General features: G+C 71.1%; 13 protein-coding genes. 2 read left to right on the top strand and 11 right to left on the bottom strand.

Translation table 11 applies throughout. From position 1 onward, the window contains the following. Positions 1-393 precede the first annotated feature (393 nt). Together ACFWJX_RS25185 and nrdR are read right to left on the bottom strand one after the other, a co-directional pair. Positions 394-3,288, bottom strand: coding sequence for a vitamin B12-dependent ribonucleotide reductase (locus ACFWJX_RS25185; RefSeq protein WP_383247272.1), 2,895 nt, complete (start codon positions 3,286-3,288; stop codon positions 394-396). A gap of 163 nt (positions 3,289-3,451) precedes the next feature. Further along, positions 3,452-4,036 carry a transcriptional regulator NrdR gene (nrdR, locus tag ACFWJX_RS25180; protein ID WP_383247269.1) on the bottom strand — a complete coding sequence of 195 codons (585 nt, stop codon included), beginning with the start codon at positions 4,034-4,036 and terminating at the stop codon, positions 3,452-3,454. A 607-nt stretch (positions 4,037-4,643) separates the two neighbouring features. On the opposite strand from nrdR, the gene lexA reads away from it, so the two are divergent. After that, positions 4,644-5,423: a transcriptional repressor LexA gene (lexA, locus tag ACFWJX_RS25175; protein ID WP_073491631.1), complete on the top strand. Its 780-nt coding sequence runs from the start codon at positions 4,644-4,646 to the stop codon at positions 5,421-5,423. A gap of 140 nt (positions 5,424-5,563) precedes the next feature. On the opposite strand, the gene ACFWJX_RS25170 is transcribed toward lexA, so the two are convergent. From ACFWJX_RS25170 to ACFWJX_RS25155, 4 genes are all read right to left on the bottom strand, one after another. Further along, positions 5,564-7,537, bottom strand: coding sequence for an ATP-dependent DNA helicase (locus tag ACFWJX_RS25170; protein ID WP_383247266.1), 1,974 nt, complete (start codon positions 7,535-7,537; stop codon positions 5,564-5,566). A 183-nt stretch (positions 7,538-7,720) separates the two neighbouring features. Next, the gene (locus ACFWJX_RS25165) at positions 7,721-8,416 is read right to left on the bottom strand and encodes a GNAT family N-acetyltransferase (protein WP_383247263.1); all 696 of its coding nucleotides are present in this window, start codon (positions 8,414-8,416) and stop codon (positions 7,721-7,723) included. 28 nt (positions 8,417-8,444) lie between these two features. Further along, entirely contained in the window at positions 8,445-10,331 is a 1,887-nt protein-coding gene (locus ACFWJX_RS25160; protein WP_383247260.1) for an IucA/IucC family protein, read from the bottom strand. Further along, the gene (locus ACFWJX_RS25155) at positions 10,328-11,731 is read right to left on the bottom strand and encodes a diaminobutyrate--2-oxoglutarate transaminase family protein (protein ID WP_383247257.1); all 1,404 of its coding nucleotides are present in this window, start codon (positions 11,729-11,731) and stop codon (positions 10,328-10,330) included. Before ACFWJX_RS25155 ends, ACFWJX_RS25160 begins: the two co-directional genes overlap by 4 nt. A gap of 457 nt (positions 11,732-12,188) precedes the next feature. Here ACFWJX_RS25155 and ACFWJX_RS25150 point away from each other — a divergent pair, with 457 nt between their 5' ends. Continuing rightward, on the top strand, positions 12,189-13,412 hold the full coding sequence (locus ACFWJX_RS25150) for a trypsin-like serine peptidase (RefSeq protein WP_383247254.1): 1,224 nt from the start codon (positions 12,189-12,191) through the stop codon (positions 13,410-13,412). Positions 13,413-13,481: 69 nt separating this feature from the next. Here ACFWJX_RS25150 and hflX read toward each other — a convergent pair whose 3' ends face one another. From hflX to ACFWJX_RS25125, 5 genes are all read right to left on the bottom strand, one after another. Beyond that, positions 13,482-14,975: a GTPase HflX gene (hflX, locus tag ACFWJX_RS25145; protein WP_383247251.1), complete on the bottom strand. Its 1,494-nt coding sequence runs from the start codon at positions 14,973-14,975 to the stop codon at positions 13,482-13,484. A 134-nt stretch (positions 14,976-15,109) separates the two neighbouring features. Then, positions 15,110-16,633, bottom strand: coding sequence for a M1 family metallopeptidase (locus ACFWJX_RS25140; RefSeq protein WP_383247248.1), 1,524 nt, complete (start codon positions 16,631-16,633; stop codon positions 15,110-15,112). A 124-nt stretch (positions 16,634-16,757) separates the two neighbouring features. Then, the gene (locus tag ACFWJX_RS25135) at positions 16,758-18,911 is read right to left on the bottom strand and encodes a RelA/SpoT family protein (protein WP_383247245.1); all 2,154 of its coding nucleotides are present in this window, start codon (positions 18,909-18,911) and stop codon (positions 16,758-16,760) included. Positions 18,912-19,209: 298 nt separating this feature from the next. After that, positions 19,210-20,079, bottom strand: a complete 870-nt coding sequence (dapF, locus tag ACFWJX_RS25130; RefSeq protein ID WP_383247242.1) for a diaminopimelate epimerase — start codon at positions 20,077-20,079, stop codon at positions 19,210-19,212. Between the two features lie 72 nt (positions 20,080-20,151). Beyond that, the gene (locus ACFWJX_RS25125) at positions 20,152-20,718 is read right to left on the bottom strand and encodes a hypothetical protein (protein ID WP_383247722.1); all 567 of its coding nucleotides are present in this window, start codon (positions 20,716-20,718) and stop codon (positions 20,152-20,154) included. Positions 20,719-20,803: the final 85 nt, after the last annotated feature.

The following is a 20,803-nucleotide window of genomic DNA, read 5'->3' as shown; positions in this document are numbered from 1 at the left end:
CGGGTCCGCGAAGTACTCGTCGAGGACCCGAGCCGCTTCGATTCCGGCGAGCGTGTGGTCCGGCGGGTTTCTCTGCCGGCGCCGACGTCTCGCCGCCGCGTCCGGATACGGCTCACCGCTCCGCGGAAGGGGTTCGTGCGGTGTGAGTCGGTGCAGCCGCAGCGCGTGCTCGTACAGGGTGCTCGGATGCGCCGGCGGTGGGGTTTCTGGTGTCGTGCTCACCGGCGGGAGGACGACTCGATTCTGTTGATCATGCCCGGAAGCATGCCACCCGAACAAGCGCTCGAAAACCCCGCGAGGGGGTCACCTCGCGGAAGAACAGGGCGGTGGCGCCGGAAACCGGCTCCACCGCCCTCTGCCAGGTCATTCACCCCTGGCCGGTACTACCGGAGATCAGCTGCAACCGCTGGTCGAGCCGCAACCCTCGCAGATGTAGCAGGAACCGGCGCGCTGCATCTTCGTGCCGCAGGAGAAGCAGAGCGGGGCGTCGGCCTGGATGCCCAGCTGCATCTCCACCAGCTCGGCGCTGGTGTGGGCCTGCATCGGCGCGGGCTTGGCCGCCTCGACCTCGGCCTTCGGCGTGGCGACGGCCTTCAGGTCCGTCGGGCGGGGGGCCGACTGGGCCATGCCCTCCACGTCCACGTCCTCGTCGGACGGCTCGTACGAACCGGTCTCCAGGTGACGCTGACGCTCCTCGGCGGAGTGGATGCCGAGCGCGGAGCGCGTCTCGAAGGGCAGGAAGTCGAGCGCCAGGCGGCGGAAGATGTAGTCGACGATCGACTGCGCCATCCGCACGTCCGGGTCGTCCGTCATGCCGGCCGGCTCGAAGCGCATGTTGGTGAACTTCGAGACGTACGTCTCCAGCGGCACGCCGTACTGGAGGCCGACGGAGACCGCGATGGAGAAGGCGTCCATCATGCCCGCGAGCGTGGAGCCCTGCTTGGACATCTTCAGGAAGACCTCGCCGAGACCGTCGTCCGGGTAGGAGTTGGCGGTCATGTAGCCCTCGGCGCCACCGACGGTGAACGACGTCGTGATGCCGGGACGGCCCTTGGGGAGACGCTTGCGGACCGGGCGGTACTCGACCACCTTCTCGACCGCGGTGCGGATGGTCTCCTCGGCCTTCTCGGTGATCTCGGCCTTCTCCTTCTCCTTGGTCTTCGCGGAGAGGGGCTGGCCGACCTTGCAGTTGTCGCGGTAGATCGCGAGCGCCTTGACGCCGAGCTTCCAGGCCTCGAAGTAGATCTCCTCGACCTCCTCGACGGTCGCCGTCTCCGGCATGTTGACCGTCTTGGAGATGGCTCCGGAGATCCACGGCTGGATCGCGGCCATCATGCGGACGTGCCCCATCGGGGAGATGGCACGCTCACCCATGGCGCAGTCGAACACCTCGTAGTGCTCCTGCTTGAGACCGGGCGCGTCGATCACATTGCCGTTGTCGGCGATGTGGGCGACGATCGCCTCGATCTGCTCCTCCTGGTAGCCCATGCGGCGCAGGGCCTGCGGGACGGTGCCGTTGACGATCTGCATCGAACCGCCACCGACGAGCTTCTTGAACTTGACCAGGGCGAGGTCGGGCTCGACGCCGGTGGTGTCGCAGGACATCGCCAGACCGATGGTGCCGGTCGGGGCGAGCACGGACGCCTGGGAGTTACGGAAACCGTTCTTCGCGCCGAGGCGCAGCACGTCCTGCCAGGCCTCCGTGGCGGCGGCCCAGACGGGGCTGTCCAGGTCGTCGATGCCGACGGCCTTCTGGTTGGCGTCGGAGTGCTGCTTCATGACGCGGTTGTGGGCGTCGGCGTTGCGGGCGTAGCCGTCGTACGGACCGACGACCTCGGCCAGCTCGGAGGAGCGGCGGTAGGCCGTGCCCGTCATCAGGGAGGTGATGGCGCCGGCCAGCGAGCGGCCGCCGTCCGAGTCGTACGCGTGGCCGGTCGCCATCAGCAGGGCGCCGAGGTTGGCGTAGCCGATGCCGAGCTGGCGGAACGCGCGCGTGTTCTCGCCGATCTTCTGGGTCGGGAAGTCCGCGAAGCAGATGGAGATGTCCATCGCGGTGATGACCAGCTCGACGACCTTCTGGAAGCGGTCGGCCTCGAAGGACTGGTGGCCCTTGCCGTCGTCCTTCAGGAACTTCATCAGGTTCAGCGAGGCGAGGTTGCAGGACGTGTTGTCCAGGTGCATGTACTCGCTGCACGGGTTCGACGCGGTGATCCGGCCGGACTCGGGGCAGGTGTGCCAGGTGTTGATGGTGTCGTCGTACTGGATACCCGGGTCGGCGCAGGCCCAGGCGGCTTCGGCGATCTTGCGGAAGAGCGACTTGGCGTCGACCTCCTCGATCACGTCACCGGTCATCCGCGCACGCAGGCCGAACTTGCCGCCCTGCTCGACGGCCGTCATGAACTCGTCGTTCACGCGGACCGAGTTGTTGGCGTTCTGGTACTGGACGGACGTGATGTCGTCGCCGCCCAGGTCCATGTCGTAGCCCGCGTCGCGCAGGACGCGGATCTTCTCCTCCTCCTTGACCTTGGTCTCGATGAAGTCCTCGATGTCGGGGTGATCCACGTCGAGGACGACCATCTTGGCGGCGCGGCGGGTGGCACCACCGGACTTGATGGTGCCGGCGGAGGCGTCGGCGCCGCGCATGAAGGAGACCGGGCCGGAGGCGTTGCCGCCGGAGGAGAGCAGCTCCTTGGAGGAGCGGATGCGGGAGAGGTTCAGGCCGGCACCGGAGCCGCCCTTGAAGATCATGCCCTCTTCCTTGTACCAGTCGAGGATCGACTCCATGGAGTCGTCGACGGCAAGGATGAAGCAGGCGGAGACCTGCTGGGGCTGCGGAGTGCCCACGTTGAACCAGACGGGGCTGTTGAAGCTGAAGATCTGGTGCAGGAGGGCGTACGCCAGCTCGTGCTCGAAGATCTCGGCGTCGGCGGGCGACGGGAAGTACTTGTGGTCCTCGCCGGCCTTCCGGTACGTCTTCACGATGCGGTCGATCAGCTGCCTGAGGCTGACCTCGCGCTGCGGGGTGCCGACGGCGCCCCGGAAGTACTTGCTGGTGACGATGTTGACCGCGTTCACCGACCAGAAGTCGGGGAACTCGACGCCACGCTGCTCGAAGTTGACCGAGCCGTCGCGCCAGTTGGTCATGACGACGTCACGGCGCTCCCAGGCCACCTCGTCATACGGGTGCACGCCGGGGGTCGTGTGGATGCGCTCGATACGCAGGCCCTTGGTCGCCTTGGCGCCCTTGGCTCGGGAACCCCGTGCCGGACCGCTCGCCGTCTCTGTCATGCCGCCTCCCTGTACGGGCGAAAACGCCCTGAAATGCCACGTTGTTCCTGTGACACGGTGTTCTGTCTTGTGCTGCGGGCACCACGCGCTACGCCCGCAACAGGTCTTGGTCCGCCGCCGCCCGGCCGGACCCGGAGCTGCCGTTCCGGTTCCGGCCCGCCGGTCAGTCGGCGGAGTGGGCGGGCTCGGGAACCTGAACGGTTCCTCCGCGCCCGCCGTCGTCTTCCCGGCTCCCCGCGACAGCGGCTTCGGCGCCGTCAGTGCCGTCAGCGTTTTCGCGGTCTTCGTCGTCCGCGGCGGGGTGCCCCGTCTCCCTGAGTTCCGCGATGGCGGCCTCGAAGTCGTCGAGCGAGTCGAATGCCCGGTAGACGGAGGCGAATCGCAGATAGGCGACGAGGTCCAGTTCCTGCAACGGGCCGAGTATGGCCAGCCCCACGTCGTGGGTGGTCAGCTCGGCGCTCCCGGTGGCCCGCACCGCTTCCTCGACCCGCTGGCCGAGCTGTGCGAGTGCGTCCTCGGTGACAGGTCGTCCCTGGCATGCCTTGCGGACGCCATTGATGACCTTGGTGCGACTGAAGGGCTCGGTGACCCCGGACCGCTTGACCACCATGAGCGAGCACGTCTCCACGGTCGTGAAACGACGGGAGCAGTCAGGGCACTGGCGGCGCCTGCGGATCGACGTGCCGTCGTCGGTCGTACGACTGTCGACGACGCGGCTGTCGGGGTGCCTGCAGAAGGGGCAGTGCATGATCCATCCCTCCTCACAGCAGACTCAATGGCCTCGCCGGGCCTCACGGGCCCCTCGAAGCAGCCCTCAGCATAGGCGATCCCAGAGGGTGCGAAGTCCCGGGGGACCACAACTTGTGGGCTGCTGTTGATATCCAACCACTAGATGTGGTGCTTGGCTCATTCACCCAGGCTGTGTCGCGTGTCGCGTCGGCGGCCTTCACGCGCCGCGGCCCCGCGGTCACAGCGAGCACCCGAAACCCGCCGCGCGCGACCCGCCCCGCACGAAACGCCGCACGCGCGCGTACGGCCATATCGCCGGGCGGCGCACAGGGATACCGTGAGCGCCTGGAGGAGGAGAGGTGGGACTCTCGCGCAGAGTGGGGCCCGGTTCCCGGAGTACGGGAGGGCGGATGGCAGACTGGGGGTCACACCTCACCAGGCCATCGGCCCCGGCGGCGAAGGCTACAACAAGCAGCCCTTCCGCCCGGCGGGCAACGCGTCGGCCATACACCCAGACACATGATCAAGTCAGGCTATCTACGCTTTTTCACTCGAACGTGTGTTTGGCGCAACCTTTCGAAAGCAACTACCGTTGTCCAGCAGGGAGACAACCGAGAGGGGCCGACGTGACCACCACCGCAGACAGTGCCACCATCACTGCCCAGGACCGCTCCCAGGGCCGACTCGAGCCGGTGCATGCGATGAACGAAACCACGAACCCGGAGGGGCACAAGCGCTCCCTGCCGGGCCGACCTCCAGGCATCCGGGCGGACAGCTCGGGCCTCACCGACCGTCAGCGTCGGGTGATCGAGGTCATCCGGGACTCCGTGCAGAGGCGCGGATACCCGCCATCGATGCGCGAGATCGGCCAGGCCGTCGGCCTGTCCAGCACCTCATCGGTCGCACACCAGCTGATGGCACTGGAGCGCAAGGGCTTCCTCCGCCGCGACCCGCACCGCCCTCGTGCCTACGAGGTGCGCGGTTCCGACCAGTCCGCGGCGGTCCAGCCCACGGACACCGCCGGCAAGCCCGCCGCGTCGTACGTCCCCCTGGTCGGCCGCATCGCCGCCGGTGGCCCGATCCTCGCCGAGGAGTCGGTCGAGGACGTCTTCCCGCTCCCCCGGCAGCTCGTCGGCGACGGTGAGCTGTTCGTACTGAAGGTCGTCGGTGACTCGATGATCGAGGCCGCGATCTGCGACGGCGACTGGGTCACCGTCCGCCGGCAGCCCGTCGCGGAGAACGGCGACATCGTGGCCGCCATGCTGGAGGGCGAGGCCACCGTCAAGCGTTTCAAGCGCGAGGACGGCCATGTCTGGCTCCTCCCGCACAACGCCGCGTACGAGCCGATCCCCGGCGACGACGCGACCATCCTCGGCAAGGTGGTTGCCGTACTGCGCCGCGTCTGAGTGCGGCGGCGGACGGGCCTCCTCGACCGCCCCCTGACTGGGCCCCGGGATCCCTGCGCCGGTTCCGGGGCCCTGTGCTGTACCGGACCGGTCGCCGCAAGGTGTAGAGGGCGTGTCCCCGCGGGGGCACGCCCTCTTCGCTATTCCTCCGCCTGCTTCGCCGACGCGTCGATCGCCGCCAGCGACCTGCGGACCTGGTTCGGGTCCGTCGTGAACCAGAAGTCGGGCATCGACGCCTTCAGATAGCTGCCGTAGCGGGCCGTCGCCAGCCGCTGGTCCAGTACCGCGACGACACCACGGTCGCCCGACGCACGGACGAGCCGGCCCGCGCCCTGGGCCATCAGCAGGGCGGCATGGGTGGCGGCGACCGCCATGAACCCGTTGCCGCCGGCGTCCTCGACCGCCTTCTGGCGTGCGCTCATCAGCGGGTCGTCCGGCCGGGGGAACGGGATCTTGTCCATGACCACCAGCTGACAGCTCGGGCCGGGCACGTCGACGCCCTGCCAGAGCGACAGCGTGCCGAAGAGGCAGGTCTTCGGGTCCGCCGCGAAGTTCTTGATCAACTCGCCGAGCGTCTCCTCGCCCTGCAACAGGATCGGGAACTCGGGGATGCGGGTGCGCAGCTCCTCCGCGGCCAGCTGGGCGGCGCGCATGGAGGAGAAGAGACCGAGGGTCCGTCCCCCCGCCGCCTGGATCAGCTCGGTCAGCTCGTCCAGCATGTCCGCGCGGTCGCCGTCGCGTGCGGGGCGGGCCAGGTGTTTCGCGACGTACAGGATGCCCTGTTTGGGGTAGTCGAAGGGGGAGCCGACGTCGATGCCCCTCCACTGCGGGAGGTCCTCGCCCTGGGTGCCCTCCGGGGCGAGGCCCATGGAGGCACCGACGCCGTTGAAGTCCCCGCCCAGCTTCAGGGTCGCCGAGGCCAGAACCACGGAGCGGTCCGCGAAGAGCTTCTCCCGCAGCAGGCCCGAGACGGACATGGGGGCGACGCGCAGGGAGGCGCCGAAGCGGTCGTGCCGCTCGTACCAGACGACGTCGTACTCGGAGCCGTTCACCAGGCGCTCCGCCACGTCGTGCACGCTCTCCACCGAGGCCAGCGCCTGCTTGCGGACCGAGTCCTCGTCCTGGACGGACTTGTCGCGGGTCGCGCCGATCCCTGAGATGACCGTGCGGGCGGCGTCGCGCAGCGCCATGAGGGCGTAGCCGAGGTCCTCCGGGATCTCCTCCAGGCGACCCGGCAGGGCCAGCTCCATCAGCCGCTCGAAGCCCTCGGCGGCGGTCTGGAGCTGGTCGGCGGCCTTCTCGTTGACCAGCTTCGCCGCGCGGCGTACGGCCCTGTTGACCTGCCCCGCGGTCAGCTCGCCGGTGGCGACGCCGGTGACCCGCGAGACCAGCTCGTGGGCCTCGTCGACGATCAGCACCTCGTGCTGGGGAAGGACGGGAGCGCCCTCGATGGCGTCGATGGCGAGCAGGGCGTGGTTGGTGACGACGACCTCGGCCAGCTTGGCCCGCTCCCGGGCCATCTCCGCGAAGCACTCCGCGCCGTACGCGCATTTCGTGGCGCCGAGGCACTCGCGCGAGGAGACCGAGATCTGCCCCCAGGCGCGGTCGGAGACGCCGGGGGTCAGGTCGTCCCGGTCGCCGTTCTCCGTCTCGTCGGCCCAGTCACGCAGCCGCAGCAGGTCCTGGCCCAACTTGCTGGTCGGCGCGGCCGCCTCGAACTGGTCGAAGAGGCCCTCCTCCTCGTCCTGGGGCATGCCCTCGTGCAGCCGGTGCAGGCACAGATAGTTCGACCGGCCCTTGAGCATCGCGAATTCGGGGCGGCGGCGCAGGAGCGGATGCAGCGCGTCGACCGTGCGTGGCAGGTCGCGCTCCACGAGCTGGCGTTGCAGCGCGAGGGTGGCGGTCGCCACGACGACACGCTCACCGTGCGCGAGCGCGGGCACGAGGTACCCCAGCGACTTACCGGTGCCGGTGCCGGCCTGGACCAGCAGATGGGAGCCGTCGTCGATCGCCTCCGCGACGGCTTCGGCCATGGTCACCTGGCCGGGGCGCTCCGTGCCGCCGACGGCGGCGACGGCAGCATGCAGGAGTTCGGGGAGTGAGGGCTTCGTCATAGCGCGACCACCCTACGGGGCGCCACTGACAAACGTGTGGTCACGGGGGACGGGAGGGACGCGATCAAGACGGCAGGCATGTCGGTGAGTGAGGAGGTCCTGCTGGTATCGGTTCGGGAGTGACCGATCGGGACCGGATGCGACCGGCTGGTGGTCGGGAAGATCGGCAGGGCGGACAGGCGGTCACAACAGATCACGCAGGCCCCGGTCCCGGATCATGAGGGCGGCTCGCTTCCCGGGCAGGCCGATCTCCGCGGAGAACCGGAAGCCTGCGGTCAGGAAAGCCGCGAGGGACGGGGTGTTGCGCAGGTCGGGCTCGGCGACGACACGCGCGCAGGCGGGTCGTCTGTCGAGGACGAGATCGGCGACCGCCCTGACCAGCACGGCACCGAGCCCTCGGCCCCGGTCGGCGACAGCGCCGAGCAGCAGGTGGATACCGGTGTCGTGCGGCCGGGCCGGGTAGGAGCGGGCCAGTGGATCGAGGTCCGCCCGGTAGATCTCCCAGTAGCTCATCGGGGTTCCCTCCAGGACGCCGAGGCACGGGACGCTGCGGCCGTCGCCGGCGAGTTGGTGGCGCAGGTGCGCCGCGGTCACGGTCTCGGGACCGGCCAGTTCCCAGAAGGCCGCGACCGCGGGGTCGTTCATCCACCGGGCGATGCGAGGCAGGTCCCGCTCGATCCGGACGGGGAGGAGGTGGAAGGCACCGGCGGGGGTGGCTGCCCGCCCCCAGCCGCCGATGTCGTCGAGGAGGTCCCCGGGGAGGACGGAACCCCTCCTGCCCATCCCGGCCGTGGTCTCGGGCGCCGCTCCGCCGAGCGAGGCGAGGAAGCCGGCGGGCGGACGTAGTTCCAGCGTGTCCTCGGCGTCGGTGGACGGCACGGCTCTGCTCCTTCCCGGACGGGGCGGTTCAGCGGTGGAGGGGGTTGGCGATGGCGACGTAGACGGACTGGGTGTCGACCGGGCCGACGAGTTCGTCGAGGCCGTGGAGGCGGGTGAGCAGATTGGCCTTGCAGCGCAGGACGGGTGAGTCGAGCAGCCGGGCGGGCAGGGAACCACGGGTCCGGCCGGGGCCGGTGCGAGAGCCGGCGTCGGCGAGGAAGCGGCGGCAGGCGGCGAGAAGCACGCGCTCGTCGGCGAGGCGCTGGGAACCGAAGGCGCCGACGACTCCCAGCACGTTGTTGATGCCGAGGTAGTAGGCGAAGCGCTCGTCGGTGACGTCGTCCGGGACGAAGGTGTCGCTTGCCTCGCCGATGCCGGGCAGCCGGGCCTGCAGTTCCGCCCGGTGGGACTCGCGGAAGTAGTAGCCCTGGTTGTCCCGGTAGCGGCCGCCGCTGGGCCAGCCGTCGGTGTCCAGCAGGACCAGTGTGTTCTGCTGGTGCGCCTCCAGGGCGATGCCCGCCTCGCCGTCGAGCCACAGCACGGGGCGTACGACCTGCTCCAGGTAGCGCAGGAACCACTCGGCGGCCACGGCCTGGCGCGGTCGGCCCGTGACAGCGGCGAGGCGCGTGACGATCGCGGCGAGCCGGGAGGGCGCGGAGCCGCCGCCCTCCGCCCGGCGCGCGTCGGGGCGAGGCGCGACAAGGGCGGCGACGCAGGAGACGTCGTCGGCGGGAGCGAACGGGTTGTGCCGGACCATCACGTCCAGGCCGGGCACCGGACGCCCGTCCGGCCCGTCCACGGCGAGCCAGGCCGGGTCCCGGACGATGTCGAAGCCCGGGTGGGCCGTCCGCCACCGCTCACCGAGGCCGGTGCGGAGCAGGCGGTGGACCTCGACACCACGGTGCAGTTCCTTGCGGAGGTTCTCCCGGCGGGAGTTGGTGATGCGCAGTGCCAGCGAGAGCTTGAGCATCGCCGGTGCCCCCGACCGGTGAACGGTGCGCACGGACGAGGTGGGATGCCATGGGAGGCCGTGGGCGCCGAGGTCCCGGAGCAGGCCGGCGTCGAGCAGGGCCGCGACCTCGGGACGGTGACGGACCTCGCGCAGCTGCCAGGGGTGCACGGGCAGGGCCGCGTACCCGTCGGGCAGCGGCAGCCTGGTACCGGCGAGCCGGGCCGTCAGCGCCTCGGCGGGGACGGGACGGCCGCGTTCGGTCCAGGCGGAGTCGGCGGCGAGTACGCCGGGAGCGACGGCCAGCCAGTGGAGGGGGAAGGAGCCCTGCAACTCGGGTGAGTACACCTGGACTTCGGAGTCCGTGAGACCTTCGCGGCTCTTGGGGGTCGGATGCAGGGGATGCCCGAGCGTCAGAGCCTGCTCGGCGGAGCGGAAGAGGTCGGTCCGGTCTGTCGGGCGTTCCCGGTGCGCGCTGATGAAGGTGGCCGTGCGGCGGACGGAGTCGGCGACACGGGCGACCAGGTCGACGCCTTCCGCCGCACCGGCGAGGACCGCACTCTCGGCGCGGAGGGCGCCGACAGGCGGGGCCTCGGACGTCCCGCCGGGCACGGGCGTCTCGCGGCTCAGCAGGGTGGCGACCATGACGGCGTCCGCGGGCGCGCAGTGCTCGGGGGCGCCGGCCGGGCGAGGAGGGCCGAAGCGGTGCCATCCGGTGGGCGACCAGTAGCGGACGGGGGCGAGGAGCGCGGTGCCGCTGGCGGGCAGCGGGATCCGCAGGACGCCGTCGTCGGGGGCGGGCAGGCCGGTCTCGCGGACCCAGCAGCGCAGCAGGTTCTCCACGGCCGCCGCCTGGGCCGCCTGGTGCGGGTCGGGGTGGTGCAGAGGGTCGGCCGCGGCGCCCGTCCGTTGGCGCGGGACCGGGAGAACAGACGTGGCGGACGAGGAAAGAGCTGGGGTGTTCAAGGTCGTTCCTTTGCTCGCGCGCGGACCACGGCCTGCACCGCGTCCGACAGCCGGTCGAGTACGGCCGAGGTCTGTTCGTCGGTGATCGTGAGGGGCGGCAGCAGCCGTACGACGCTCGCTCGGCGCCCGCCGATGCCGACGATCAGGCCGCGGCTCAGGCACTCCCGCTGGACGGCGGCGGCCAGTTCGGGAGACGCGGGACGCGTCCCACCGCCACCATGTCCGGCCCACTTCTCCTCGGCCTCTCCCTCCGGGTCGACCATCTCCAGCCCGATCATCAGGCCACGCCCCCGCACATCCCCGACGCACGGGAACTCCTCGGCCAGGCTGCGGAGTTCGCGCAGGATACGGTCGCCGAGGGTGGCCGCGCGTCCTGCGAGGCCGTTGGCGCGGACGTGGGCGAGGGTGGCCGTACCGGCGGCCATGGCGAGTTGGTTGCCGCGGAACGTGCCCGCGTGGGGGCCCGGTTCCCGCACGTCGAGGTCGTCGCGGTAGACGATCACGGCGAGGGGCAGGCTGCCGCCGATGGCCTTGGAGAGGACCATCACGTCGGGGGTGATGCCGCTGTGCTCGACCGCCCAGAAGGCGCCGGTCCGCCCGACGCCCGTCTGGACCTCGTCGGCGATCAGGGGGATCGACCGGTCGGCGGTGATCCGGCGCATACGGCGCATCCAGGCATCCGGCGCGGGGATCACACCGCCCTCGCCCTGGACCGGTTCGACGATCATCCCGGCCGGGGGGCACACACCCGATCTGGGGTCGTCGAGGACCGACTCGGTCCAGCGGGCGGCAAGTTCGGCGCCGCCCTCGCCGCCGACGCCGAACGGACAGCGGAAGTCCTGCGGGTACGGCAGGCGGGTCACCAGTACGTCGGAGGCGCCTCCGACGGCTTCGACGGCACCCTCGGACATGCCATGGCACGCGCCGACGAAGGCCAGGACGCCGGGGCGGCCGGTGGCGGCCCGCACCAGGGTGAGCGCGGCCTCCACCGCGTCCGTGCCGGCGGGTCCGCAGAACTGCACGCGCGCGTGGTCGGCCAGCCCCGGCGGCAGGGTGCGGAACAGCTCGGTGACGAAGGCGTCCCTGACGGGCGTGGCCAGATCGAGGACCTGTAGCGGGGCGCCCGAGTCGAGGACCTTGCGGACGGCCTCCAGGACGACGGGGTGGTTGTGGCCGAGCGCGAGGGTCCCGGCGCCCGAGAAGCAGTCGAGGTAGCGGCGTCCGTCGGCACCCTCGATGGTCAGTCCCCGGGCCCGCACCGGCACGATCGGCAGGGCTCGGGCGTGCGTACGCGCCGCCGACTCTCGTGCCGACCGCCTGCGCAGGATGCTTTCGTGGGCGAGGCGCCCCGGAACGGGAGCCTGAAGGGTGGGCGCCGCCCCCTCATCCTCAGCCCCCACATCGGCAGCCCCCTCATCGGCAGCGCCCCCGTCGGCAACGCGCCCCGCGGACGTCTTCCCCCGCACTGGTTCCGTCACAGCCACGGTTCCTGTCCTCCCGCTGTCCAGAGGCGAGTCGGTTCGCCGCGGAACCCCCGCCGCCGGGTCCGGACCGGTGCGCCGGGCGGAGGGCGGCGGCTCCGCGCCCTCGGGGGATTCCGCCGGAAGGGCCGCGCACAGGCGGCCCGCCCCACGGCTACCAACCGCCGACGGTCCACCGGGTTACGGGTTGCCTCAAGATCCTTGCCGTGACGGAACCGTTGCTGTTCCGTCGGCAGTCCCCCACAGCGAACGCCTATCGTGTGATGCCGTCCCACCCGGCCGTGCGACCCCCGTGAACCAGGCATGAGAAGACGCCGAGTTCTCACGGAGGCGCGGCCACCGCTCCAAGTTCCTTGACACCACGGGGAGTCACACCATGCGATCCATACGGCCGTCGTTCTTCGCTCGACGGGGGAGGAACGCCTCACGCAGAATCTCCCCCGCGCTGGGTGCCGTCACCCTCGCCTCGGCGCTCGCGCTCACCGCGACCGCCTGCGACTCGGGCGGCGCCGACGCGGACAGCCAGGCCAGCGCCGCCGCCTCCGCCGCGGGCGACGGAAAGATCACGATCCCGGACGACATCAAGGACCGGCTCAAAGAGCACGGGATCGACCTGGACAAGTGGAAGAACGGCGCCTGGAAGAACTGGGACAAGGACGACTGGCTGCGCGAGGCGCAGGACTACGTCAACCCGATCATCGAAGGCCTGTGGGACCCGGACCGGATGCGCGACGCGGAGGACCCGGACCGCGGTGTCGAGGAGAACGACCTCGGCGACGACCAGGGCGTGACCGACCCTGAGCCGGCGGCGGTCGACGCGGCGGCCGTACCGAGCACCTACCACGCCAACGCTCCCGAGGCGGGCAAGGTGTTCTTCGACTCCCCCGAGGGCACGATGGTCTGCTCGGCGACGGTCGTGCAGGACCCGGCGAACCCCGGCAAGTCCAACATGGTGTGGACGGCGGGCCACTGCGTGCATGCCGGCAAGAAGGGTGGCTGGTACCGCAACATCGCCTTCGTGCCGTCGTACAACGACTCGGGCATGTCGGCCGCGAAGCTGGTGACGGCCACCAAGGAGGAGGTGGCGCCGTACGGGGTCTGGTGGGGCGACTGGGCGCAGACCTCCGACCAGTGGATCGAGCAGGGCGGGCAGACCGGCGGCGACGGTGCCTCGTACGACTTCGCCGTCATCCATGTGACTCCCGAGGAGGGTGCCGGCGGCAAGTCGCTGGAGGAGACGGTCGGTTCCGCACTGCCGGTGGACTTCGCGGCCCCGGCCGTGGCGAAGGTGAAGAGCATCACCGCGACCGGCTACCCGGCGGCGGCGCCGTACGACGGGCAGACGCTGTACCAGTGCCAGGACAAACCCGGGCGGCTGTCGCTCAACGGCACCGACCCGACGATGTACCGCATCGGCTGCACGATGACCGGCGGTTCGTCCGGCGGCGGCTGGGTGGCCGCGGGCTCGGACGGCAAGCCTGCACTGGTCTCCAACACCTCGATCGGCCCGGTGGACGCCGGCTGGCTCGCGGGACCGCGACTGGGTGAGGTGGCCAAGGGCGTGTACGACTCGGTGAGCGACAAGTTCGCCGGTCGGTAGACGCTGCTCACGCACGAAGGCCCGCCCTCCGCGACGAGCGGGGGGCGGGCCTTCGTGCGTGCGGGTGCGTCAGAGAAGCGGCGCGGGAACGTACGGCGCGAGATCCGCCGCCAGTTCCTCGTGCACCCGGGCCTTCAGCAGGGTGCCCTCCGCCGTGTGCTCCTCGGAGATCACCTCGCCGTCGGCATGGGCGCGCGCGACCAGCTGGCCGTGCGTGTAGGGCACGAGCACCTCGACCTCGACGGACGGCCGCGGCAGCTCCGCGTCGATGAGCGCCAGCAACTCGTCGATGCCCTGGCCGGTACGGGCCGAGACGGCGATGGAGTACTTCTCGTTCCGCATCAGCCGCTGGAGCGTCAGCGGGTCGGCCGCGTCAGCCTTGTTGATCACGACGATCTCGGGCACGCCGGTCGCGCCGACGTCCCTGATCACCTCGCGCACGGCGGCGAGCTGTTCCTCCGGGGCCGGGTGCGAGCCGTCCACCACGTGCAGGATCAGGTCGGACTCGCCGACCTCCTCCATGGTGGAGCGGAACGCCTCGACCAGGTGATGCGGCAGGTGCCGGACGAAGCCGACGGTGTCCGCCAGCGTGTACAGCCGGCCGCTCGGGGTCTCGGCCCGGCGCACGGTCGGGTCGAGGGTCGCGAACAGGGAGTTCTCGACCAGCACGCCCGCGCCCGTGAGGCGGTTGAGCAGCGAGGACTTTCCGGCGTTGGTGTAACCCGCGATGGCGACGGAGGGCACCTTGTGGCGCTTGCGCTCCTGGCGCTTGATCTCGCGGCCGGTCTTCATCTCCGCGATCTCCCGGCGCATCTTCGCCATCTTCTCGCGGATCCGGCGCCGGTCCGTCTCGATCTTGGTCTCACCGGGACCACGGGTGGCGAGGCCGCCGCCCTTGCCGCCGCCCATCTGACGGGACAGCGACTGACCCCAGCCTCGCAGCCTCGGCAGCATGTACTGCATCTGCGCGAGCGCGACCTGCGCCTTGCCCTCTCGGGACTTGGCGTGCTGGGCGAAGATGTCCAGGATCAGGGCGGTACGGTCGATGACCTTGACCTTGACGACGTCCTCGAGGTGGATCAGCTGGCCGGGGCTCAGTTCACCGTCGCAGATGACGGTGTCCGCCCCCGTCTCGAGGACGATGTCGCGCAGCTGGTCGGCCTTGCCGGATCCGATGTAGGTCGCCGCGTCGGGCTTGTCGCGGCGCTGGATCACGCCGTCGAGCACGAGGGCGCCGGCGGTCTCCGCGAGGGCGGCGAGCTCCGCGAGGGAGTTCTCCGAGTCCTGTGCGGTCCCCGAGGTCCAGACGCCGACGAGCACGACCCGCTCCAGGCGGAGCTGACGGTACTCGACCTCGGTGACGTCCTCGAGTTCGGTGGAGAGGCCCGCGACACGGCGCAGGGCCGCTCGCTCGGAACGGTCGAACTGGTCGCCGTCCCGGTCTCCGTCGGTGTCGAGGCTCCAGGCGACGTCCTCTTCCATCAGGGCATCGGCCCGAAGACCTTCGGGGTAGGCGTGCGCGAAGCGCTTGTTGTCCTGGGAAGCGGAAGAAGAGGAGGTCATTGGGTCCTTACGTCGTTGCGAATGCCGGTTCGGCGGTCATATTGCACAACGCACGAGCGCCCCGGGAGATTCCCGTGTCCCGTGCCCCGCCGACCCGACGATGGTCGCACGGTACGGCCCGTCTCGTCATCGCCTTATTCAGGGGCCTTGACGGCCGACGCGACCGGCTTCCACTCCGGGTGACCGGGCATCGGCGGGGTCTTCTCGTCGTACAGCCAGTGCTGGAAGAAGCTCCCGAGGTCACGGCCGGAGATCTCGCCGGCGAGGCGGACGAAGTCGGCCGTGCTCGCGACGGCGTCACGGTGGTCGGTCAGCCAGGTCCGCTCCAGCCGCTCGAAGGCCTCCTCGCCGATCTCCTCGCGCAGGGCGAAGAGCACGAGGGCCGCGCCGTCGTAGACGTTGGCGCGGAAGATGCCGATCTTCTGGCCGGGAGCGGGCGGCTTCGGGGCGCCGGGCGGGCCGCCGGCCGTGCGCCAGCGGTCGGAGGCGCCGTACGCCGCCTTCATGCGTGCCTCCAGGGTGCGGTCGGCCTTCCTCTCCTGCGCGTACAGGGCTTCGTACCAGGTGGCGTGTCCTTCGTTGAGCCACAGGTCGGACCAGGTGCGCGGGCTGACGCTGTTGCCGAACCACTGGTGGGCCAGCTCGTGCACCATGATCGACTCGACGTACCACTTGGGGTAGGCGGGCTCGGTGAACAGACTCTTCTCGAAGAGGGAGAGGGTCTGCGTCTCGAGTTCGAAGCCGGTGACGGTGTCGGCGACGAGCACCCCGTACGTCTCGAAGGGGTACGGGCCGACCTTGCTCTCCATCCAGGCGATCTGGTCAGGAGTCTTCTTCAGCCAGGGTTCGAGGACCTCGCGGTCCTTGGCGGGGACGACGTCCCGCACGGGCAGTGCGTGCGGTCCCTCGCGGTGCAGGACGGCGGACCGGCCGATGGAGACCTGGGTGAGTTCGGTGGCCATCGGGTGCAGGGTGCGGTACGTCCATGTCGTCGCGCGGCCCGCCCGGTCGACGTCGGTCGGCAGGCCGTTGGCGACGGCCGTGTAGCCGTTGGGCGCGGTGACCCGGACGGTGAACATGGCCTTGTCGGAGGGGTGGTCGTTGCACGGGAACACCAGGTGGGCGGCGTCGGCCTGGTTGGCCATGGCCAGGCCGTCCGCGGTCCGCACCCAGCCGCCGTCCCGTCCCTCGGCGCTCACCGGATCGCTGGTGTGACGCACGGTGACGCGCATCCAGTCGCCGCGGGGCAACGGGTCGGCCGGCGTGATCACCAAATCCTCGCCGGCGGTGGCGAAGTCGGCGGCCTCCCCGTCGACCTCGACCGACTGGACGTCGCCGTGGGCGAAGTCGAGGTTGATCCGGTCCAGGGTGTCGGTGGTCCAGCCGTCGATCGTGGTGACCGCCTGGAGCGGCTTGGTGTTGCTTCCGGAGTACGTGAGGGCGAGGTCGTACGACGCCACGTCGTACCCGGGGTTGCCCAGGTGCGGGAAGAGGCGGTCGCCGACGCCGAGCGGGGTGGGCGGGGCGCCCGCGGCGACGAGGCAGACGGAGACGGCCGAGGCGAGCAGGGCGGAGGCGAGACCGCGGGAGCGGGCTGTACGGGGCCGGCGGGTGCCGGCGCCGTCCGGGTGGGCCTGGGCGCGGGGGGAGAGCGGCATGCACCACGGCTACCAGCGTGGCCCGCCCGTATGGCGCCGACGCGCGACCGGCCCACCCGAACGGGTTGCCCACACGCGCGCGTGGGATGACGGACGGGGCCGGAACGGGCCCCGGAGCCACGTCTCAGAAGGGCTGTGCCTGGTGGTGCGCGCGGCCCACGTCGTACACGCCGGGCACATTGCGCATGGCGCGGATCAGGGTGGGCAGGTGGGCCGCGTCGGGGAGCTGGACGGTGTAGGTGTGGCGTACCCGCTGCTGGCTGGGCGGTTCGACGGTCGCGGAGACGATCTCGGCGCCTTCCAGGGCCATCGCCTCGGTGAGGTCGGCCAGCAGATGGGGGCGGCCGAACGATTCGGCGAACAGGGTGACCCGGCACTCGGTGGTGTCCCCCCAGCGCACGTCGACCGCCGCGCGCCCCGCTTCCGTCATACGCTCCACGGCGGCGCACTCCACGCGGTGCACGGTCACCACTCCCCCGCGTACGGCGAAGCCGGTGACCTCGTCGGCCGGTACGGGCGTGCAGCACCCGGCGAGCCGGACCCCGGCGTCGGGCCGGTCCACGACGGTGATCGCGGCGCCGGGGCGGGGTGCGGGGGCGTCGGGCGCGGGTCGGGGCACGGTGCCGTCGGACGGGGGCTGGGCGGGGCCGGTGTTCGTGTCGTCGGTCGCGGCGGCCGGGCCGTCCGCACCGGGGTGCGCCGCCAGCCAGCGTTGGATGGCGATGCGGGCGGCGGGGGTGTGGGCGTGCTCCAGCCACTCCCTGGAGGGTTCGGAGGCGGGATCCTGGCCCATGAGGAGCTGGACGGTGTCGCCGTCCCGCAGAACGGTGCTCAGGGTCGCCAGGCGGCCGTTGACGCGAGCCCCGAGGCAGGCATGGGCGTCCTCGCCGTACTGCGCGTACGCGGCGTCCACGCAGGTGGCGCCGTCGGGCAGGCCGAGGGCGCCGCCGTCGGGGCGGAAGACGGTGATCTCGCGGTCCTGGGCGAGGTCCTCGCGCAGGGTGGACCAGAACGTGTCCGGGTCGGGGGCGGCCTCCTGCCAGTCGAGGAGGCGGGAGAGCCAGCCGGGACGGGTGGGGTCGACGCGCTCGCCGTCGGGCGCGGTCTGCTCCTCCGAAGGAGGAGCGTAGGGATTGCCCAGCGCGACGACTCCGGCCTCGGCGACCTTGTGCATCTGGTGGGTGCGGATGAGGACTTCGGCGACCTGACCGTCGTCGCGGGCGACGGCCGTGTGCAGCGACTGGTAGAGGTTGAACTTGGGTACGGCGATGAAGTCCTTGAACTCCGAGACCACGGGCGTCATACAGGTGTGCAGCTCGCCGAGGACCGCGTAACAGTCGGCGTCCTCGTTGACGAGGACGAGGAGGCGGCCGAAGTCGGAGCCGCGCAGCCGTCCGCGTTTGCGGGCGGTGCGGTGCAGGGAGACGAAGTGCCGTGGCCGGATGAGGACCTCGGCCTGGATGTCGGCGTCGCGCAGCACCGCGCGCATCGCGTCGGCGAACTCGGCGAGGGGGTCGTCCGCGCGCGAGGCGTTGTCGACGATCAGCTCGCGCGTGTACTCGTACTCCTCCGGGTGCAGGATCGCGAAGACCAGGTCCTCCAGCTCGGTCTTGAGGGCCTGGACACCGAGGCGTTCGGCGAGCGGGATGAGGACGTCACGGGTCACCTTGGCGATGCGTTCCTGTTTCTCGGGGCGCATCACGCCGAGGGTGCGCATGTTGTGCAGCCGGTCGGCGAGCTTGATCGACATCACACGGACGTCGTTGCCGGTGGCGACGAGCATCTTGCGGAATGTCTCGGGTTCGGCGGCGGCGCCGTAGTCGACCTTCTCCAACTTCGTGACGCCGTCGACGAGATAGCGCACCTCGGCACCGAACTCGTCACCGACCTGATCGAGCGTCACATCGGTGTCCTCGACGGTGTCGTGGAGCAGTGAGGCCGTCAACGTGGTGGTCTCGGCGCCGAGTTCGGCCAGGATGAGGGTCACCGCGAGCGGGTGCGTGATGTACGGCTCGCCGCTCTTGCGCATCTGGCCGCGGTGGGAGGACTCCGCGAGCACATAGGCACGGCGCAGGGGTTCGAGGTCGGCGTCGGGGTGGTGGAAGCGGTGGGACTCGACCACGTGGCCGATCGCGTCGGGCAGCCTGCCGCGGGAGGCGGGGCCGAGCAGGGCCGCCCGGCCCAGGCGGCGCAGGTCGATCCGGGGGCGGCTGCGCCTGCGGGGCGCGGCAGGCACTACCGGGCCTGGGGTCGCGGGGTTCGTGGCCTCCGCACTCATGGGCACCTCCGGCTGCGTGGACCGGCGGACGGGGTGCCCCAGGGCGGACACGGCGCAGGGGGCTGGCAACGATCCCCCGTCCGGGCCGGTGCTTGATGCTACCGAGCCCATCACGCCCGACCGACCGCCTCTCGCCGAGCGTGAAACGGATCACCCATTCGAGCGACGCTCCCGAGGTTTACGGTTTCGCGCCACCTGAGCCGGGTCGGTCTTGTTTTCGAACTCACAGCCGCGGGCCCGGTGGCATTCCTGTGCCTGCCGGGACGTCGCGGCCTCCGATGCCCTGCCGTGCCTCTCCTCAGCGGACGGCGTTTTCGAGCCACTCGGGATCGATCTCGCCTTCGGCGACGATCACCGCCGGACCGGTCATCTCGATCGCGCCGTCGGGGCGCTCGGTGATCACCAGCCGCCCGCCGGGGACATCCACGGTGTACGTCGCCGGAGTGCCGGTGACGGACGGGTCGGCGCCGTCCCGGCGGGCGGCGGCCACGGCGACGGCGCACGCGCCCGTGCCGCAGGAGCGGGTCTCGCCGGAGCCGCGCTCGTGCACGCGCAGCGCGACGTGCCGCGGGCCGCGGTCGACGACGAACTCGACGTTGACCCCGTCCGGGTAGGCGGAGGCCGGGCTGAAGGGCGGCGGGGAGTACAGGTTGCCCGCGTGCGCGAGGTCGTCGACGAAGGCGACGGCGTGCGGGTTCCCCATGTTCACGTTCCGCGCGGGCCAGCTGCGCTCGCCGACGCGCACCGTGACGTCCCCTTCGGGGAGGCGCGCACTGCCCATGCCGACGGTGATGTCGCCGTCCTTGGCGAGGTGCACGCTCTTCACGCCCGCGCGCGTGGCGATCGCGAGGTCGCCCTCGGCGACGAGGCCGGCGTGCCGGAGGTAGCGGGCGAAGACCCGGACGCCGTTGCCGCACATCTCGGCGATCGAGCCGTCGCCGTTGCGATAGTCCATGAACCACTCGGCCTCGGCCGCCATGGCCTTCGCCTCGGGGTGCGCGGCGGAGCGCACCACGTGCAGCAGGCCGTCACCGCCGATGCCCGCGCGGCGGTCGCACAGGGCGGCGACGGCTGCCGGGGAGAGGTCGATGGCGTTCTCGGGGTCCGGGACGATCACGAAGTCGTTCTCGGTGCCGTGCCCCTTGAGGAAGGCGATCCGCATGCTCATCCCTCGATCGTACGGGGTGGCTACGACAGTCCCGCCTGGAGGCGACGTGAGCAGAGGGACCGCGGGCAGGGCCTAGCGGAGCCGCGCGACCCGCCAGACGGCCAGGACCACGACCGCCGCGACCAGGACGACGTAGGCGAGGACGACCCGCCAGTCGGGGCGACGGCCGGAGCCGCGCTGGGGCTGGCCGGGCCAGGTGTAGCCGACGCGGCGGGCGGCCATCATGCCCCAGCCTGCCGCGCAGGAGCAGATCAGCAGGCCCAGCATGGCGATCACGGCCCCGCTGTCGCCGAAGTCGAAGGCGAGCGGGAAGGCGAACATCAGGGAGCCCGTCGCGGCCAGGGCGACGATCGGGGCGAGCTGCCAGATCCGCAGCCGGCGCTGGGGACGCAGCTCGACCTCTACCTCCGGGCCGCCGGCGAACATCTCCTCCGGCTCCGGCCCGTCGGCGGTCACGCCGTCCTCGATGTCGTCCACGTCGTCCGTGTCGTCGATGCCGCTCGGACCGTCGACACCTTCCGGTCCGTCCATGCCGTCCGGTCCGTCGGAATTCAGACGGCCTTCCTCCGGCTCCGGTTCACCACGCTCGGGGGTGACGTGCTCGGTGCCTTGTGCGGTGTCGCGAGGGCTGGCCTCCATCGCCACGCGCCCTCCCAACTCGGACTCCACTTGGTCGATCGAAGCTCGATGATGGCATGGTGCCGGAGACCCGGATGACGGCCTG

Source organism: Streptomyces sp. NPDC058335, from assembly GCF_042723915.1.
In the GTDB taxonomy this organism is placed as follows: Bacteria; Actinomycetota; Actinomycetes; order Streptomycetales; family Streptomycetaceae; genus Streptomyces.
The sequence above is the reverse complement of the archived record's forward strand: the minus strand, read 5'-3'. Positions and strand labels throughout refer to the sequence as shown.

What these genes read in the sequence shown, in the direction of transcription:
- dapF (WP_383247242.1), bottom strand. Translation starts at nt 20,079, where the DNA reads ATGAGCATGCGGATCGCCTTCCTCAAGGGGCACGGCACCGAGAACGAC.
- ACFWJX_RS25150 (WP_383247254.1), top strand. Translation starts at nt 12,189, where the DNA reads ATGCGATCCATACGGCCGTCGTTCTTCGCTCGACGGGGGAGGAACGCC.
- nrdR (WP_383247269.1), bottom strand. Translation starts at nt 4,036, where the DNA reads ATGCACTGCCCCTTCTGCAGGCACCCCGACAGCCGCGTCGTCGACAGT.
- ACFWJX_RS25140 (WP_383247248.1), bottom strand. Translation starts at nt 16,633, where the DNA reads ATGCCGCTCTCCCCCCGCGCCCAGGCCCACCCGGACGGCGCCGGCACC.
- ACFWJX_RS25125 (WP_383247722.1), bottom strand. Translation starts at nt 20,718, where the DNA reads ATGGAGGCCAGCCCTCGCGACACCGCACAAGGCACCGAGCACGTCACC.
- hflX (WP_383247251.1), bottom strand. Translation starts at nt 14,975, where the DNA reads ATGACCTCCTCTTCTTCCGCTTCCCAGGACAACAAGCGCTTCGCGCAC.
- ACFWJX_RS25135 (WP_383247245.1), bottom strand. Translation starts at nt 18,911, where the DNA reads ATGAGTGCGGAGGCCACGAACCCCGCGACCCCAGGCCCGGTAGTGCCT.
- ACFWJX_RS25185 (WP_383247272.1), bottom strand. Translation starts at nt 3,288, where the DNA reads ATGACAGAGACGGCGAGCGGTCCGGCACGGGGTTCCCGAGCCAAGGGC.
- ACFWJX_RS25170 (WP_383247266.1), bottom strand. Translation starts at nt 7,537, where the DNA reads ATGACGAAGCCCTCACTCCCCGAACTCCTGCATGCTGCCGTCGCCGCC.